Here is a 15,892-nt window from a genome sequence, read left to right as displayed (position 1 = left end):
CCCATTCTGCGATGGTGGGTGGGCCGGGGGGGGGGGGGGTGTCGATGTTGCTGCGCCCCCCCCCGCGTCATGGCCGGCGGCCGGCCGCCCGCGGGCGCTTCGTCGCGCCCGGGGCGGCGGCCCGCCCGTGCTGCCGGTCAGGCCTCCGGGTAGCGGCGCGGGGTCCACGTCACACGGGTGCCGTCCGGGCGCTCCGTGACCTGGGTCTGCGAGGAGCCGATCAGCAGGATCGTACGCATGTCCACCTCGGACGGCTCCAGTTCGCCGAGCGCAAGGACACGGACCGACTGCTCCGGACCGCCCACGTCCCGCGCGACGACCACCGGGGTCCGCTCCGAACGCATCTCCAGCAGCAGCTCCTTGGCCTGCGCCACCTGCCAGGTCCGGCTGCGCGAACCCGGGTTGTACAGGGCGAGCACCAGGTCCGCCGCGGCGGCGGCGCGCAGCCGCTCCGCGATGACCTCCCACGGCTTGAGCCGGTCCGACAGGGAGATGGTGGCGTAGTCGTGGCCGAGCGGGGCCCCGGCCGCGGCGGCTGCCGCGTTGGCGGCGGTCACCCCCGGCAGGACCCGTACGGGCACGTCCTTGTACTCGGGCTGCCCGGCGACCTCCAGGACGGCGGTGGCCATGGCGAAGACGCCCGGGTCGCCGCCGGAGACCACGGCCACGCGCTTGCCGCGCCGGGCCAGGTCGAGCGCGAACTCGGCGCGCTCCGACTCCACCTTGTTGTCGGAGCCGTGCCGGATCTGACCCGGCTTCGCGGGGACCCGGTCCAGGTACGTGGTGTACCCGACGAGCACCTCGGCGTCGGCCAGCGCCCGCCGCGTCTCGGGGGTGAGCCAGAGCGGCCCGGCCGGTCCGGTGCCGACGACCACGACCTCGCCGGGGCCGGACGGCACGCTGCCCGGGTTGCCGATGCGGCTGGGCACGACGGCGACGGCGAAGTACGGGACGCTGTCGGGGTCGGTGTCGGCGAGGACTCCGGTCCGCTCCCCCGCCATGGTGGCGCGCTCCACGTACCGGGCCTCCGCGAGGCGGCCGCTGGCCTCCATCGCCCGGCGTACGGCGGGGAAGGTGCGGCCGAGCTTCATCACGACCGCGGAATCGGTGGCGGCGAGGCGGGCGGTGAGCTCCTCCTCGGGCAGGGTGCCGGGCAGGATCGTCAGCACCTCCTCGCCCTCGACGAGCGGGGTGCCGAGGCGGGCCGCGGCGGCGCTCACCGAGGTCACACCGGGGATCACCTCGGCCTCGTACCGGTCGGCGAGCCGCTTGTGCATGTGCATGTACGAGCCGTAGAAGAGCGGGTCGCCCTCGGCGAGCACGGCGACGGTCCGGCCGGCGTCGAGGTGCGCGGCGAGCCGGGCGGCGGAGGCCTCGTAGAACTCCTCCATCGCGCCCTGGTAGCCGCCGGGGTGGTCGGTGGTCTCGGTGGTGACCGGGTAGACCAGCGGCTCCTCGATGTGGTCGGCGCGCAGGTGCTTCGCGGCGATCGAGCGGGCGATCGAGCGGCCGTGGCGGGCGCTGTGGTACGCGACGACATCGGCCTCGGCGATGACCTCGACGGCCCGCAGGGTCATCAGGGAGGGGTCGCCGGGGCCGAGCCCGACGCCGTACAGCTTTCCGGTACCGGCTGCGGTGCTCATTCTTCCTCGCTCGCGATCGCGTTGACGGCGGCGGCCGCGATGGCGCTGCCGCCGCGCCGGCCGCGCACGATCAGGTGGTCGAGCCCGGAGGCGTGGGCGGCGAGCGCGTCCTTGGACTCGGCGGCGCCGATGAAGCCGACCGGGACGCCGATGACGGCGGCGGGGCGCGGGGCGCCCTCCTCGATCATCTCCAGCAGCCGGAACAGCGCGGTCGGCGCGTTGCCGACGGCGATCACGGAGCCCTCCAGCAGACCGCGGTCGCGCCAGACTTCGAGGGCGGCGGCGCTGCGCGTGGTGCCCATCTTGGCGGCGAGGGCCGGGACGGCGGGGTCGGAGAGGGTGCAGATCACCTCGTTGTCCGCGGGCAGCCGCTTGCGGGTGACACCGCTGGCGACCATCTGCACGTCGCAGAGGATCGGCGCGCCGGCGTGCAGCGCGGCCCGCGCGCGGAGCACGACCTCCGGGGTGTAGCCGAGGTCCTGGGGCAGGTCGGTCATTCCGCAGGCGTGGATCATGCGCACCGCGACCTGGGCGACGGAGGCGGGCAGCCCGGAGAGGTCCGCCTCGGCGCGGATCGTGGCAAAGGACTGGCGGTAGATCGCCGCGCCGTCCTTCTCGTACTCGAACACTGTGTACTCGCTCATTTCTTCGCTGCGTCGTGGGAGGTGGTGCGGCGTACGGCCGCGAGGGCCGCGGGAAGTTCGGAGGCCGGGACACCGCGCTGCGGGGCGTGGCCGGTGGCGGTCAGGTCGTACCCGTCGGCGGTGGCGACCACGTCCGCCCAGGCGGTGCCGCGGGGGTGCCCGCACCGGCGTTCGCAGCCGGACCAGTGCACGGGCAGCGGCCGGGTCCCCTGCGGGTGCGCGTGCGGCTGCGGCTGTGCCTGCGCTACGACGGCCCGCGCGTCGGCGCGTACGTCCGCGCGGGATTTCGCGCAACCCGGCCGTCCCGTACAGGCGGTGACGGACCGCCAGGGATCGGCGGGGCCGGTCACGAGCCCGGCCCCGGCGAGCCCGGCGAGGGCGTCCTCGGCGGCACGGGCGGGCAGGCCGGGAACGACGATCCCGCGCCAAGGGGTCAGACGGACACGGCCCGTGAGGCCGGCCAGGCGGCGCCACTGCGCGGTGGTCAGGCGGCCCAGCGGCGCGAACACGCTGAGCGCCGCGGTGCCCTCGGGCCCTTCCACCACGCCCGGTTCGGGGGCCGCCGCGCGCGGGCCGGCTGAGCCCCGTACGACGGAGGCCGGGATCCCGGCGGCGGTCAGACGGTCCCCCAACCCGCCGGAACGCAGGGCCTGTTCGGCGGGCAGCTCGGACACCCGCCAGGCCCGGGTACCGGCCCGGCGGACGGCGTCCAGGAAGTACGAGGCGGCGGCGAGCGCGGCCCGCGGCCCATCGGCGGCGGCCACGAGCAGGGCGTCCGCGGGGTCGGCGGTCCACAGCAGGGCCCGCTCCCCGTCCCGGACCGCGGCCAGGTTCACATCGGCGTCGAGCGAGGTCACGTCCCCGCGTCCGTCGTCGAGGGCGAACAGGAAGCGCCCGGACAGCCCGGCCGCCGCCCCGCTCGCGCACAGCAGCCGGTCCAGCTCCGCGACCCAGGGCGCCACATCGGGCAGACCGCGCCGGTCCAGGCCGGTCAGCGGCGAGGCGACGATGTTGCGGACCCGCTCGTGGGTGGGCGCGGGCAGCAGCCCGGCGCGTACGAGCACGCCCTGCAGCTCGCCCCCGCAGCTCGCGCCGAGCCCGCGCAGCTGGGCGTTCCCGCGCGAGGTGAGGTCGATGTGCCCGTCGCCGAGCCGGTCCGCCGCATCGGCCAGCGCCAGGGCCGCGTCCGCGTCGAGCATCCCGCCGGGTATCCGGATCCGGGCCAGGTACCCGTCGTCCGCCGCGTGCAGCCGCAGCGCACCGGGGCAGGCGTCACCGCGGTCACGTATGACCGGTTCGTCCCGCGATACGGCGGAAGGGGGCTGGGGCGGCATGGCGGCGAGCATACCCACGATTCACCGCCCCCGGCCTGTGTCCGTCACCACCCGCCCCGTACGCCCCGCCCTCCGCCCGACCTGCCCCGATCCGCTCCCCGGGCGCGGCCACCCCCACTCCCGGCCGGCGAGAACGCCGCCTAAGATGACCACCGGCGGAGCCACGTGGCCCGCTGGGAGGAAGCCCGGTGCGAATCCGGCGCGGTCCCGCCACTGTGAACCCCGCGGAGCGATCCGCCGGGTGAGTCAGGAACTCCCGCTGTCCTCACTGCCCGGGGCGCGGAAACCCCGAGGAAGGCATGCCGCCGCATGATCCTGCTGCTGTCGACGTCCGACACCGATCTGCTCAGCGCCCGCGCCGCGGACGGCCCCGTGCCGTACCGGTTCGCGAACCCCTCCCGCCTTCCCCTCGACGACCTCCCCGCCCTGCTCGACGGCGTCGACCTGGTCGTCGTACGCCTCCTGGGCGGCCTGCGCGCCTGGCAGGACGGCCTGGACCTGCTCCTGGCGCCGGCCCAGACCCGCCCGGTGGTCGTCCTCACCGGCGAACAGGCCCCGGACGCCCAGCTGATGGAGGCCTCGACGGTCCCGATCGGCATCGCGGCCGAGGCGCACGGCTACCTCGCCCACGGCGGCCCCGCCAACCTGGACCAGCTGGCGCGCTTCCTCTCCGACACCGTGCTGCTCACCGGCCACGGCTTCGAGCCGCCCGCCGCGGCGCCCACCTGGGGCCCGCTGGAGCGCACCCCGGTGCGCCCGTACGGCCCGCGCATCGCGGTGCTGTACTACCGCGCCCACCAGATGAGCGGCAACACCGCCTTCGTGCACGCGCTGTGCGACGCGATCGTGGAGACCGGCGGGACGCCCGTACCGCTGTACGTGTCCTCCCTGCGCGCCCCCGAGCCGGAGCTCATCGCCCGGCTGGAGTCGGCGGACGCGATCGTCACCACGGTGCTCGCGGCCGGCGGCACCAAGCCCGCGACGGCCTCGGCCGGCGGCGACGACGAGTCCTGGGACGCGGGCGCGCTCGCCGGGCTCGGCGTGCCGATCCTGCAGGCCCTGTGCCTGACCGGCTCGCGCAGCGCCTGGGAGGAGAACGACGAGGGCCTCTCCCCGCTCGACGCCGCGACGCAGGTCGCCGTGCCCGAGTTCGACGGCCGCCTGATCACCGTCCCGTTCTCCTTCAAGGAGTTCGACGAGGACGGCCTGCCCGCGTACGTGGCCGACCCGGAGCGCGCCGCCCGCGTGGCCGGCATCGCCGTCCGGCACGCCCGGCTGCGGCACATCGAGCGGCGCGACAAGAAGGTCGCGCTCGTCCTCTCCGCGTACCCCACCAAGCACTCCCGCATCGGCAACGCGGTCGGCCTCGACACCCCGGCCAGCGCCGTGGAGCTGCTGCGCACCCTCATCGCGGGCGGATACGACTTCGGCCCCGTCGAGGACGTCCCGGGCCTGGTCTCGGGCGACGGCGACGAGCTGATCCGCGCCCTGATCGCGGCCGGCGGCCACGACCAGGACTGGCTGACCGAGGAACAGCTGGCCCGCAACCCGGTCCGCATCCCGGCCGCCGACTACAAGCGGTGGTTCGCCGAGCTCCCCGCCGAACTGCGCGAAAGCGTCGAGGAGCACTGGGGCGAGGCCCCGGGCAACATGTTCGTGGACCGCTCGGCCAACCCGGAGGGCGACATCGTCCTCGCGGCGCTGCGCCGCGGGAACCTGCTCATCCTGATCCAGCCGCCGCGCGGTTTCGGCGAGAACCCGATCGCGATCTACCACGACCCGGACCTGCCGCCCTCGCACCACTACCTGGCCGCGTACCGCTGGATCCAGGCGCGCGCGGAGGACGGCGGTTTCGGCGCCGACGCGATGATCCACCTGGGCAAGCACGGCAACCTGGAGTGGCTGCCGGGCAAGAACGCCGGCCTGTCGGCGGCCTGCGCGCCCGATGCCGCGCTCGGCGACCTGCCGCTGATCTACCCGTTCCTGGTCAACGACCCGGGCGAGGGCACCCAGGCCAAGCGGCGCGTGCACGCCACCCTGGTCGACCACCTGGTGCCGCCGATGGCGCGCGCGGAGTCGTACGGCGACATCGCCCGCCTGGAGCAGCACCTCGACGAGTACGCGCAGATCTCGGCGATGGACCCGGCGAAGCTGCCGGCGATCCGCGCGCAGATCTGGACGCTGATCCAGGCCGCGAAGCTCCACCACGACCTGGGGCTGGAGGAGCGTCCCGACGACGAGGGCTTCGACGACTTCCTGCTGCACGTCGACGGCTGGCTGTGCGAGGTCAAGGACGCCCAGATCCGCGACGGACTGCACGTCCTGGGCGGCGCCCCGACCGGTGCGGCCCGGGTCAACCTGGTCCTCGCGATCCTGCGCGCCCGCCAGATCTGGGGCGGTACGACGGCCCTGCCCGGCCTGCGCGAGGCGCTCGGCCTGGACGAGTCCGCGGCCACCCGTACGACCGCCGACGAGGCGGAGGAGGCGGCCCGCGCGCTGGTCCAGGCGATGGAGGACGCGAACTGGGCTCCGGAGGCGGTGGCTTCGGTCGCGGCCGGCCACTCGGCCGACGTGGCGGCCGTACTGGACTTCGCCGCCCGCGAGGTGGTCCCGCGGCTGGCCGGCACGACGGACGAGATCGCGAACGTGGTGGCGGCCCTCGACGGCCGCTTCGTCCCGGCGGGCCCGTCCGGTTCCCCCCTGCGCGGCCTGGTGAACGTCCTGCCCACGGGCCGGAACTTCTACTCGGTCGACCCGAAGGCCGTCCCCTCCCGCCTCGCGTGGGAGACGGGCCAGGCGCTGGCCGACTCCCTCCTCACCCGCTACCGCACGGACAACGGCGAGTGGCCGGCCTCGGTCGGCCTGTCCCTGTGGGGCACGAGTGCGATGCGCACCTCCGGCGACGACGTGGCGGAGGCGCTCGCCCTGCTGGGCGTCCGCCCGGTCTGGGACGAGGCCTCGCGCCGCGTCACGGGCCTGGAGCCGATCCCGCTCGACGAGCTGGGCCGCCCCCGCATCGACGTGACCCTGCGTATCTCGGGCTTCTTCCGGGACGCGTTCCCGCACGTCATCGGCCTGCTGGACGACGCGGTACGACTGGCGGCGGGGCTGGACGAGCCCGCCGACCAGAACTTCGTCCGTGCCCACGCGCAGGCGGACCTGGCCGAGCACGGCGACGAGCGCCGGGCGACGACCCGTATCTTCGGCTCGCGCCCGGGCACGTACGGCGCCGGCATCCTCCAGCTGATCGACTCCCGCGACTGGCGTACGGACGCCGACCTCGCGGAGGTCTACACGGTCTGGGGCGGCTACGCGTACGGCCGCGGCCTGGAGGGCCGCCCCGCCCGCGCCGAGATGGAGACGGCGTACAAGCGGATCACGGTGGCCGCGAAGAACACGGACACCCGCGAGCACGACATCGCCGACTCGGACGACTACTTCCAGTACCACGGCGGCATGGTGGCCACGGTCCGCGCCCTGCGCGGCACGGCCCCGGAGGCGTACATCGGCGACTCGACCCGCCCCGAGACGGTCAAGACCCGCACGCTGGTGGAGGAGACGTCCCGCGTCTTCCGCGCCCGTGTGGTGAACCCGAAGTGGATCGAGGCGATGCGCCGCCACGGCTACAAGGGCGCCTTCGAACTCGCGGCGACGGTGGACTACCTCTTCGGCTACGACGCCACGACGGGCGTGGTGGCGGACTGGATGTACGACAAGCTGACGGAGACGTACGTCCTGGACCCGACCAACCGCGCCTTCCTGGAGGAGGCCAACCCCTGGGCCCTGCACGGCATCGCGGAACGCCTCCTGGAGGCCGAGTCCCGCGGCATGTGGGAAAAGCCGGACCCTCAGATCCTGGAATCCCTCCGCCAGGTCTACCTGGACACGGAAGGCAACCTCGAGGCCGACTCGGAGTAACGCACGGCCCTGAACACCGAGGGGTGAGGTCCTGTCCGGGGCCTCACCCCTCCGTCGTCCGCCCCATGCGTACGGCGGGAACCGGACCGCTAACCGCCGCCGGGCGCGCGTGGCGCGGAACGGCTGACGGGTCACCTGATGCGGTGAACTCTTCCTTGTATCGACGGCGGGTGGGGCAGGGCCCTGCTGATCTCGTGCGGGGGGCGCAGGCAGGGGCCCCCGCGCCCTCGGACGAAAGGTCCAGCCCGCCGTGACACAGCCGTTTCAACTGCCGGATTTCTATGTGCCGTATCCGGCGCGCCTGAATCCCCATCTGGAGGCCGCGCGAGCGCACACCAAGCGGTGGGCCCGCGGCTTCGGGATGCTGGAGGGGTCGGGCGTCTGGGACGAGCGGGACCTCGACGCGCACGACTACGCGCTGCTGTGCTCGTACACCCACCCCGACTGCGGCGGCGACGCGCTCGACCTGGTCACCGACTGGTACGTGTGGGTCTTCTTCTTCGATGACCACTTCCTGGAGGTGTACAAGCGCACCCAGGACCGCGAGGGCGCCAAGAAGTACCTCGACGGGCTGGCCGCCTTCATGCCGATGGATCTCGCCGACGGGTTCCCCGAGCCGACGAACCCGGTCGAGGCGGGTCTCAAGGATCTGTGGTCGCGGACCGTGCCGGCGATGTCGATGGACTGGAGGGAACGGTTCTCCGAGTCGACGCGGAACCTCCTCGACGAGTCGATGTGGGAGCTCCACAACATCAACATCGGCCGTGTGGCCAACCCGCTCGAATACATCGAGATGCGCCGCAAGGTCGGCGGCGCCCCGTGGTCCGCCGGACTGGTCGAGTACGTGTCCGCCGAGGTGCCGGCCCGCGTCGCGCACGCGCGCCCGCTCGAGGTCCTCCGCGACGCCTTCTCCGACGCGGTGCACATCCGCAACGACCTCTTCTCCTACCAGCGCGAGGTGGAGCAGGAGGGCGAACTCTCCAACGCTGTCCTGGTCCTGGAGACCTTCCTGGGCTGCACCACCCAGGAGGCCGCCGACCTGTCGAACGACCTGCTGACCTCGCGGCTCCAGCAGTTCGAGCACACGGCCCTCGCCGAGGTCCCCGCACTCGCCGCGCAGCACGGGCTCGACCCCGTCGAGATGGCGTCCGTACTCGCGTACGCGAAGGGCCTGCAGGACTGGCAGTCCGGCGGCCACGAATGGCACATGGTCTCCAGCCGCTACATGAACCAGGAGGCCAAGGGGGCGGCCGCGGCCCCGCTCACGCTGCCCTTCCTGCCCACCGGACCGGGCACCGCCGCCCTCGACCTGCGCTCGCTGTTCACCCCCCGCTCCACGGAGCTGCGCCGGCGCAGCTTCACGCACGTGCCGTTCCAGAAGGTGGGCCCTTCCCTGCTGCCCGACTTCCACATGCCGTTCGCGCTCACGCTCAGCCCGCACCTGGACCTGGCCCGCCGCGAACTGGTGCTCTGGTCCCGGGAGATGGGCCTGCTGGACCCGCAGCCCGGCGATCCGGGCTCCGACATCTGGGACGAGGACAAGCTGGTCGGCATGGACTTCGCCCTGTGCGCGGCGGGCATCGACCCCGACGCCACCGCCGGGGCGCTGTGCCTGAGCGCGCAGTGGCTGACCTGGGGCACGTACGCGGACGACTACTACCCCAAGGTGTTCGCCGGGGCGAAATCCCCGGGAGCCGCCCGGGCGGCGACCGACCGGCTGATCTCCATGGTCCCGGTCGATCCGGCCGAGGCCCCGGAGCCGGTCACCGCGATGGAGCGGAGCCTGAAGGACCTGTGGGCCCGGACCGTCGCCGGGATGAGCCCCGCGATGCGCGCGGAGTTCCGCGGGCACGTCATCGGGATGCTGGACAGCTGGGTCTGGGAGATCGGCAACGCCGTCGTGAACCGGATTCCGGACCCGGTCGACTACGCCGAGATGCGCCGTTTCACCTTCGGCACGTACATGACGATGTTCCTGGCCAAATTCGGCCACGAGGGCGACGGCGTGCCGCCCGAGGTCTACCGGGACGGGGTGATGCGCTCGCTGGAGAGCGCGGCGGCGGACGTCGGGTGCATCACCAACGACCTGTTCTCGTACCAGAAGGAGATCGAGGTCGAGGGCGAGGTGCACAACCACGTCCTCGTCACCCAGAACTTCTTCGACATCGGCTATCCGCAGGCGTTCGCGATCGTCGCCGACCTGATGGTGCAGCGCACCGAGGAGTTCGAGCACATCCGCGACCACCAGCTGCCGGTGCTGTACGAGGACCACGGCCTCGGGCCGCAGGCGCGGGCCTCGCTCGACGCGTACGTGCGGGAGTTGGAGGACTGGATGGCCGCCGTCCTCAACTGGCACCAGAGTGTGCGCCGTTACCGCGACGAGGACCTGCATCCGAAGAGCGCCGGGGGCGCCCGGGGGGCGCGGCTCGGCCTGAGCTCCTCCTTCGGCATGGCGGCGGCCCGGATCTCCCTGCCCGCCTGATCCCGCGGAGCCCGGCGGCGGGGGCGGTCCGCTCGCCCGCCCCCGCCGCCCGGGCGCCGGCCCCCGCGCGGCCCCGTACGCCTCAGAACTCGTCCGCCGTGTGCGGCAGCAGCGGGGTGTGCAGGGCCGCGTCGAGGGCCGCCGCCGCTCCGGGTGTCCGCTCCGCCACCAGTCCCGCGGCGACCAGCTCGGCGACCCGCGTCCCGCCCAGGTAGCAGGCCGCGAGGTCGCGTACCTCCAGCTCCAGGTCGGCGGGGGCCGCCGCGGGCTCGTACGTCGCCCCGCCCGGCCCCGCCTTCAGGCGGAACCGCCCCGCGTTCGCCGGCAGCCGTACGTCGGCCAGCTCCAGCACCACCTCCACCGGCGCGGCCCAGGACCGCCGGGTCAGCGCCGCCCGTACGTCGACCAGGCGCAGCCAGAGCGCCGGGAACTGGGCGGTGACCCTGACCTGGTCCCGGTCGGCGGCGAACCGCAGCAGCGGGTCGTCCTGCGGCCGGCCCCACGCGCAGACCCTGCCGGTCAGATCGAGGCCGGCCAGGCAGTCCCACAGGGCGGCGGCCACCGCCGGGGTGTCCGCCTCCAGTTCGTCCACGCGGACCAGGCCGGGGCTGCGGGCGGGGCCGCCGTCACCCTCGTGCTTCGTGCGGTAGAGCACGTACCCCGCGATCGGCTTGCCGGGATCGCCGAGGACGATGATCCGGGGCGGGCCCAACTCCTCGTCCTCCTCGTCCTGTTCGCACAGCCAGGACTCGCTCCAGCGCTCCGCGTCGCGGGTCGGGCGGCCGGCCCGCCCGGCGCGGGCGGCCTCGTGGTACGGACCGATCACCGCGAGCGCGTCCTGCGGGTCGACCAGCCGCAGCGGGCGCGGGTCCGGCTCGATGCGCAGGGCCAGCGGGCGCGTGGAGTCGATCTCGATGGTGGCGCCCTGGGTGGCCGAACCGTAGCCGAAGCGGCCGTAGATGGCGGATTCGGAGGCCCACAGGGCGGCGATCGGGCTGCCCGCGGCGCCCGTGCGCCGCAACTGCTCGTCCATCAGCGCGGTGAGCACGCCGCGGCGGCGGTGGGTGGGGGCGACGCTGACGAAGGTGAGCCCGGGGCAGGGCAGGTCCGCCCCGGGCACCGAGAGCCGGAACTCGTGCGCGGCCATGAACCCGACCAGCGCGTCCCCGTCGTAGGCGCCGAGGCGCGCGCAGTGGCGCAGGAGGGCGTGGTGGCGTTCGCGGCCCTCCGGTTCGGGGCGGTCGTGGAAGACCAGGTACGCGAGCTCCAGAGCGCGGTCGATGTCGGCTTCGGGTACCTCACGGATGTCCACCATGATCCGGAGACTAATCGGTCATCGCAGACCGGTCACCCCATAAGGGCCGGGGTGGCCGGTGGGCGCCGCTACCGCGGGCCCGTCCAGCCCGTGGGGACGTGGCCGAGGCGGACACGCTGCGGGTGGTCTCCGACGGGGACGGACACCCGCTTGGTCCCGGTCGCGAAGTCGATGGCGGTGACCTGGTCCGCGCCGCTCTCGGAGATCACGCAGGCCGTGCCGTCCCCGTCGACGGTGGCCCAGTACGGCTTGTTCGCGGGCACCAGCGGCCGCTCGGTGAGGGAGGCGCGGTCCACGACGGTGGCGTAGTCGTCCATGGTGCCCGCGACGCAGAGCTTCGTCCCGTCCGGGCTCATGGACATGCCGTGGTGGCGGGAGTCGTTGACCCAGGTGGTGCGGTCAGGGTTGGTGGCGGGGTTGCGGGGCAGCTCCTTGATCCGGGTGATCCGGTCGGAGGCCACGTCGTACTCGACGACCCCGTTGAAGAAGGACACCTGGAAGTAGAGCTTCGACTCGTCGGGGCTGAAGGACATCGGGCGGACGGCGTCGGAGAGGTCCGGGCGGCCGAAGGCGTCGAGCCGCGCGCGCATGTCGATCACGCGGACCGTGCGGAACGTCTGCGCGTCGACGACGGTGATCTTCCGGTCGCCCTTCGTCCAGTCGAGCCAGGGCGCGTCGAGCGCGGAGGTCACGTCCCCGATGGAGCTGTTCCACAGGAAGCGGCCGTCGCGGCTGAAGGTGTTCTCGTGGGGTTTGTCGCCGGTCGGGAAGGAGCCGAGCTGCCGCCCGGTGGCGATGTCGAGGACGTGCACGGTGTTGGCGGTGGAGGCGGAGACCGCGACCCGGGTGCCGTCCGGGGAGACCGCCATGTGGTCGGAGCGGAAGCCGGCGACGGGGAAGCGCCAGTTGATCCGGCCCGTGCGCACGTCGATCGAGACGACGTCGGCGAAGCTGGGGCGGGAGGCGACCACGGCGGAGCCGTCGGGGGTGGTGTACATGTCGTCGACGAACTGGTCGTGGCCCTCGCCCGCGCCGCCCCGGATTCCGAGGAAGAAGGCGAGCTTGATCGGGTTGAGGTAGATCTCCCGGAGCCGCTCCTCCTTGTCGGGGATCATGTCGAGCCGGCCGATCTTGGCGAGGTCGCCGGTGGAGGCGAGCACATCGGCGGTGCCCTCCCAGTTGTTCCCGACGAAGAGCACCTCGCGGACGGCGGGGCCGTCGGCCGCCGCGGGCCCGGCCACGAGGGCGGCAGCGGCCAGCACGGAGCCGGCGAGGAGCGTACGTGCGAGGGTGCGGGGGGTGCGGGGGGTGCGGGGGGTGCGGGGGGTGCGTGCAGTCCGGGACATCCGCTCAACTCCGTCAAAGGAAGGCGCTGTTACCGGCCGGTAAAATAGGCGGGACGGCAGAAGGACGCAACCCCCACGGGGTCACGCCCTGAGTTCGCCTCAAGCGCCGTTCCGGCGCCGCCCTTCAGGCGACCGAGCCGATCCGGCCGATCACCGCCGTCGAGGTGTCCGGGTGGATCGGTATGGGCGCCCCGGTGAGCGCCGCGCCCGTGCCGCCGCGGCGGTTGGCGACGATCTCGGCGGCAATGGACAGCGCGGTCTCCTCCGGGGAGCGGGCGCCGAGGTCCAGGCCGATCGGGGAGCGCAGCCGGGCGAGCTCCAGCTCGGTCACGCCGACGTCCCGGAGCCGCTTGTTGCGGTCCTCGTGGGTGCGGCGGGAGCCCATGGCGCCGACGTACGCGACAGGCAGCTTCAGGGCCAGTTCGAGGAGCGGGACGTCGAATTTGGCATCGTGGGTGAGCACGCACAGGACGGTCCGGCCGTCCACCGCGCCCGCCGAGGACTGGGCCTCCAGGTAGCGGTGCGGCCATTCGACGGTGATCTCGTCCGCCTCGGGGAAACGGTTCTTCGTCGCGAATACGGGCCGGGCGTCACACAGGGTGACGTGGTAGCCGAGGAACTTGCCGATCCGCACCAGGGCGGACGCGAAATCGATCGCGCCGAAGACGATCATCCGCGGCGGCGGGACGCTGGACTCGACGAGCACCTTCAGCGGCTCTCCGCAGAGCCGGCCGTCGGCGCCGATCTCCAGCACACCGGTCCGGCCGGCGTCGAGCATGGCGCGGGCCTCCTCGGCGATGGTGCGGTCCAGCTCGGGGTGTCCCCCGAAACCGCCCTCGAAGCCGCCCTCGCCCCGGACGAGCACGGCACGCCCCAGGAGCTCGGCCGGCCCTTCCGCGATCCGGGCGACCGCCGCGGCCTCCCCGCGGGAGGCCGCCGCCAGCGCGGCCGCGAACACCTCCCGGGCGGGGGATCCCACGGGCACCGGGGTGATGAGGATGTCGATGATCCCGCCGCAGGTCAGGCCCACGGCGAAGGCATCGTCGTCGCTGTACCCGAAGCGCTCCCGGACGGTCTCGCCGTCCTCCAGCGCCTGCCGGCACAGCTCGTACACCGCGCCCTCCACGCATCCGCCGGAGACCGATCCGATGGCCGTGCCCCCGCTGTCGACGGCGAGCGCGGCTCCGGGCTGCCGGGGCGCACTCCCGCCGACCGCCACCACGGTGGCGACGGCGAAGTCACGTCCCTGCTCGACCCACCGGTTCAGTTCTTCGGCGATGTCCAGCATTGCGGCCTCCTCGGAGGGGTTCGGTTACCAGTATCGGATGCGTGGAGGGTCAGGGCCGGATCACCGGCGCCGCCTCACTTCACCCCGAGCCATGCCTCGATGGGGTGCTCCGCGAAGAAGATCACGAAGATCACGGTCAGCGCCCACATGAAGGCACCGATCTCACGGGCCTTGCCCTGTGCGATCTTGATGGCCACGTACGAGATCACGCCGGCGGCGACACCTGCGGTGATCGAGTACGTGAAGGGCATGAGCGCCACGGTCAGGAAGACCGGGATGGCGGTCGCGCTGTCGGCCCAGTCCACGTGGCGGGCGTTCTGCATCATCATCGCGCCGATGACGACCAGGGCCGCGGAGGCGACCTCACCCGGGACGATCTGCGTGATCGGGGTGAAGAAGAGGCAGGCCGCGAAGAAGAGGCCGGTGACGACCGAGGCGAGGCCCGTACGGGCACCCTCGCCGACGCCGGTGGCGGACTCGACGAACACGGTCTGGCCGGAACCGCCGGTCAGGCCGCCGATGGCACCGCCGGCGCCGTCGATGAACAGCGCCTTCGACAGGCCCGGCATGCGGCCCTTGTCGTCGGCCAGCTTGGCCTCGGTGCCGACGCCGATGATGGTGGCCATCGCGTCGAAGAAGCCGGCGAGCACCAGGGTGAAGACGATCATGCCGATCGTCATGGCCCCGACGTCGCCCCAGCCGCCGAAGGAGACCTGGCCGAAGAGCGAGAAGTCCGGCATCGAGATGGCGGACCCGTCCAGGGTGGGCGCACCGTTCTTCCAGGCCTTCGGGTCGACGTCGGCGACAGCGTTGACGATCGCGGCGATCACGGTGCCGCCGATGATGCCGATCAGGATCGCGCCGGGGACCTTGCGGGCCTGCAGCATGAAGATGGCGAGCAGGGTGACGCAGAAGATCAGGACGGGCCAGCCGGAGAGCTGGCCGACCGGGCCGAGCTGGACCGGAGGAGCGAACTCTCCGCCGTTGCCGACGAAGCCGGCCTTCACGAGGCCGATCAGGGCGACGAACATGCCGATGCCCATGGTGATGGCGTGCTTGAGCGCGAGGGGGATCGCGTTCATGATCATCTCTCGGAGGCCGGTGACGACCAGGAGACAGATCACGACGCCGTACATCACGCACATGGCCATGGCCTGCGGCCAGGTCATCTGGGGTGCGACCTGCGAGGAGAGCACGCCGGAGACCGACAGTCCGGCGGCCAGGGCCAGCGGGACCTTGCCGACGAAGCCCATGAGGAGCGTGGTCAGGGCCGCGGCGAAGGCCGTGGCGGTGATGAGAGCCTTCTGGCTCATGGTGTCTCCGGCGACGTCCTTGCCGGAGAGGATCAGCGGGTTGAGCAGGAGGATGTACGCCATGGCCATGAAGGTCGTGACTCCGCCACGAATCTCATTGCCGACGCTGGAACCTCTGTGCGTGATGTGAAAGTACCGGTCGAGCCAAGAACGCCCGGCGGGGGTGCGAGAGCCGTCGCCGGCCTCTTCCGCGCTGGTCTTGGGCTCCACAGACGACTGGGTCATGGTGCCTAACTCCCAAGGTTCAAAGGGGCACCCGCATGAAGATTGGAGACGCGGGATTTGGGAAACTCCGTTTGGCTGCACGACCCGGGGTGACGGCCCGAGGCGACGCGAAATGCACTGCGTGTACTGCGGGTACTGCGGGGGTTCTGCGGTACTGGTGTGGTGCCGGCGACGGCTCCGGGGTGCCGGGGCCACCGGGTGTTGCGGTGGGGGTAATGCCGGTGGAACGACCGCGAGCGGTGCGGTTCTTCGTACTCCGGACTTCTGGCTCCGGGCGGTGGACAGGAAGTGTGACGTTCCCGGTGTCACACCGCCCGGAGAGTCTGATGACCTGGCCGCAGGCCATGGCCATGTGCGTGATGTACGGCGTCGTGATCTGTCTCC

9 protein-coding genes and 1 riboswitch are annotated in these 15,892 nt (G+C 72.9%); of the genes, 2 read left to right on the top strand and 7 right to left on the bottom strand.

All coding sequences use genetic code 11. The features are described from left to right. Positions 1–137 precede the first annotated feature (137 nt). The 3 genes from ACFXGI_RS30490 to cobG are packed head-to-tail and all read right to left on the bottom strand — an operon-like array spanning position 138 to position 3,621. Positions 138–1,643 (bottom strand): precorrin-2 C(20)-methyltransferase, encoded by a 1,506-nt coding sequence (locus tag ACFXGI_RS30490; protein WP_384713505.1) that lies wholly within the window; start codon positions 1,641–1,643, stop codon positions 138–140. Continuing rightward, positions 1,640–2,287: a precorrin-8X methylmutase gene (locus tag ACFXGI_RS30485; RefSeq protein ID WP_132759322.1), complete on the bottom strand. Its 648-nt coding sequence runs from the start codon at positions 2,285–2,287 to the stop codon at positions 1,640–1,642. Before ACFXGI_RS30485 ends, ACFXGI_RS30490 begins: the two co-directional genes overlap by 4 nt. Further along, a complete protein-coding gene (gene cobG / locus ACFXGI_RS30480) occupies positions 2,284–3,621 on the bottom strand; it encodes a precorrin-3B synthase (protein ID WP_384713501.1) in 1,338 nt (445 codons plus the stop codon). The genes ACFXGI_RS30485 and cobG overlap by 4 nt, the downstream gene beginning before the upstream one ends. Before the next feature lie 139 nt (positions 3,622–3,760). Beyond that, a riboswitch (cobalamin riboswitch) is annotated at positions 3,761–3,897 on the top strand. A gap of 33 nt (positions 3,898–3,930) precedes the next feature. Between cobG and cobN the strand changes: the two genes are divergently transcribed. Both cobN and ACFXGI_RS30470 read left to right on the top strand, forming a co-directional pair. Further along, positions 3,931–7,539: a cobaltochelatase subunit CobN gene (cobN, locus tag ACFXGI_RS30475; protein ID WP_384713497.1), complete on the top strand. Its 3,609-nt coding sequence runs from the start codon at positions 3,931–3,933 to the stop codon at positions 7,537–7,539. Positions 7,540–7,789: 250 nt separating this feature from the next. Next, a complete protein-coding gene (locus tag ACFXGI_RS30470; RefSeq protein WP_384713494.1) occupies positions 7,790–10,021 on the top strand; it encodes a germacradienol/geosmin synthase in 2,232 nt (743 codons plus the stop codon). Positions 10,022–10,103: 82 nt separating this feature from the next. Here ACFXGI_RS30470 and ACFXGI_RS30465 read toward each other — a convergent pair whose 3' ends face one another. The 4 genes from ACFXGI_RS30465 to ACFXGI_RS30450 all read right to left on the bottom strand — a co-directional run bounded on the left by ACFXGI_RS30465 (position 10,104) and on the right by ACFXGI_RS30450 (position 15,508). Beyond that, a complete protein-coding gene (locus tag ACFXGI_RS30465) occupies positions 10,104–11,336 on the bottom strand; it encodes a GNAT family N-acetyltransferase (protein WP_384713491.1) in 1,233 nt (410 codons plus the stop codon). Positions 11,337–11,404: 68 nt separating this feature from the next. Continuing rightward, the gene (locus ACFXGI_RS30460) at positions 11,405–12,682 is read right to left on the bottom strand and encodes a YncE family protein (protein ID WP_384713488.1); all 1,278 of its coding nucleotides are present in this window, start codon (positions 12,680–12,682) and stop codon (positions 11,405–11,407) included. Positions 12,683–12,806: 124 nt separating this feature from the next. Beyond that, positions 12,807–13,970 carry an XdhC family protein gene (locus tag ACFXGI_RS30455; protein ID WP_384713485.1) on the bottom strand — a complete coding sequence of 388 codons (1,164 nt, stop codon included), beginning with the start codon at positions 13,968–13,970 and terminating at the stop codon, positions 12,807–12,809. A 74-nt stretch (positions 13,971–14,044) separates the two neighbouring features. Beyond that, positions 14,045–15,508 carry an NCS2 family permease gene (locus ACFXGI_RS30450; protein WP_384713481.1) on the bottom strand — a complete coding sequence of 488 codons (1,464 nt, stop codon included), beginning with the start codon at positions 15,506–15,508 and terminating at the stop codon, positions 14,045–14,047. Positions 15,509–15,892 lie beyond the last annotated feature (384 nt).

Source organism: Streptomyces sp. NPDC059355 (genome assembly GCF_042752335.1).
Taxonomy (GTDB): Bacteria; Actinomycetota; Actinomycetes; order Streptomycetales; family Streptomycetaceae; genus Streptomyces.
This window is presented reverse-complemented; position numbering and strand designations above follow the sequence as displayed.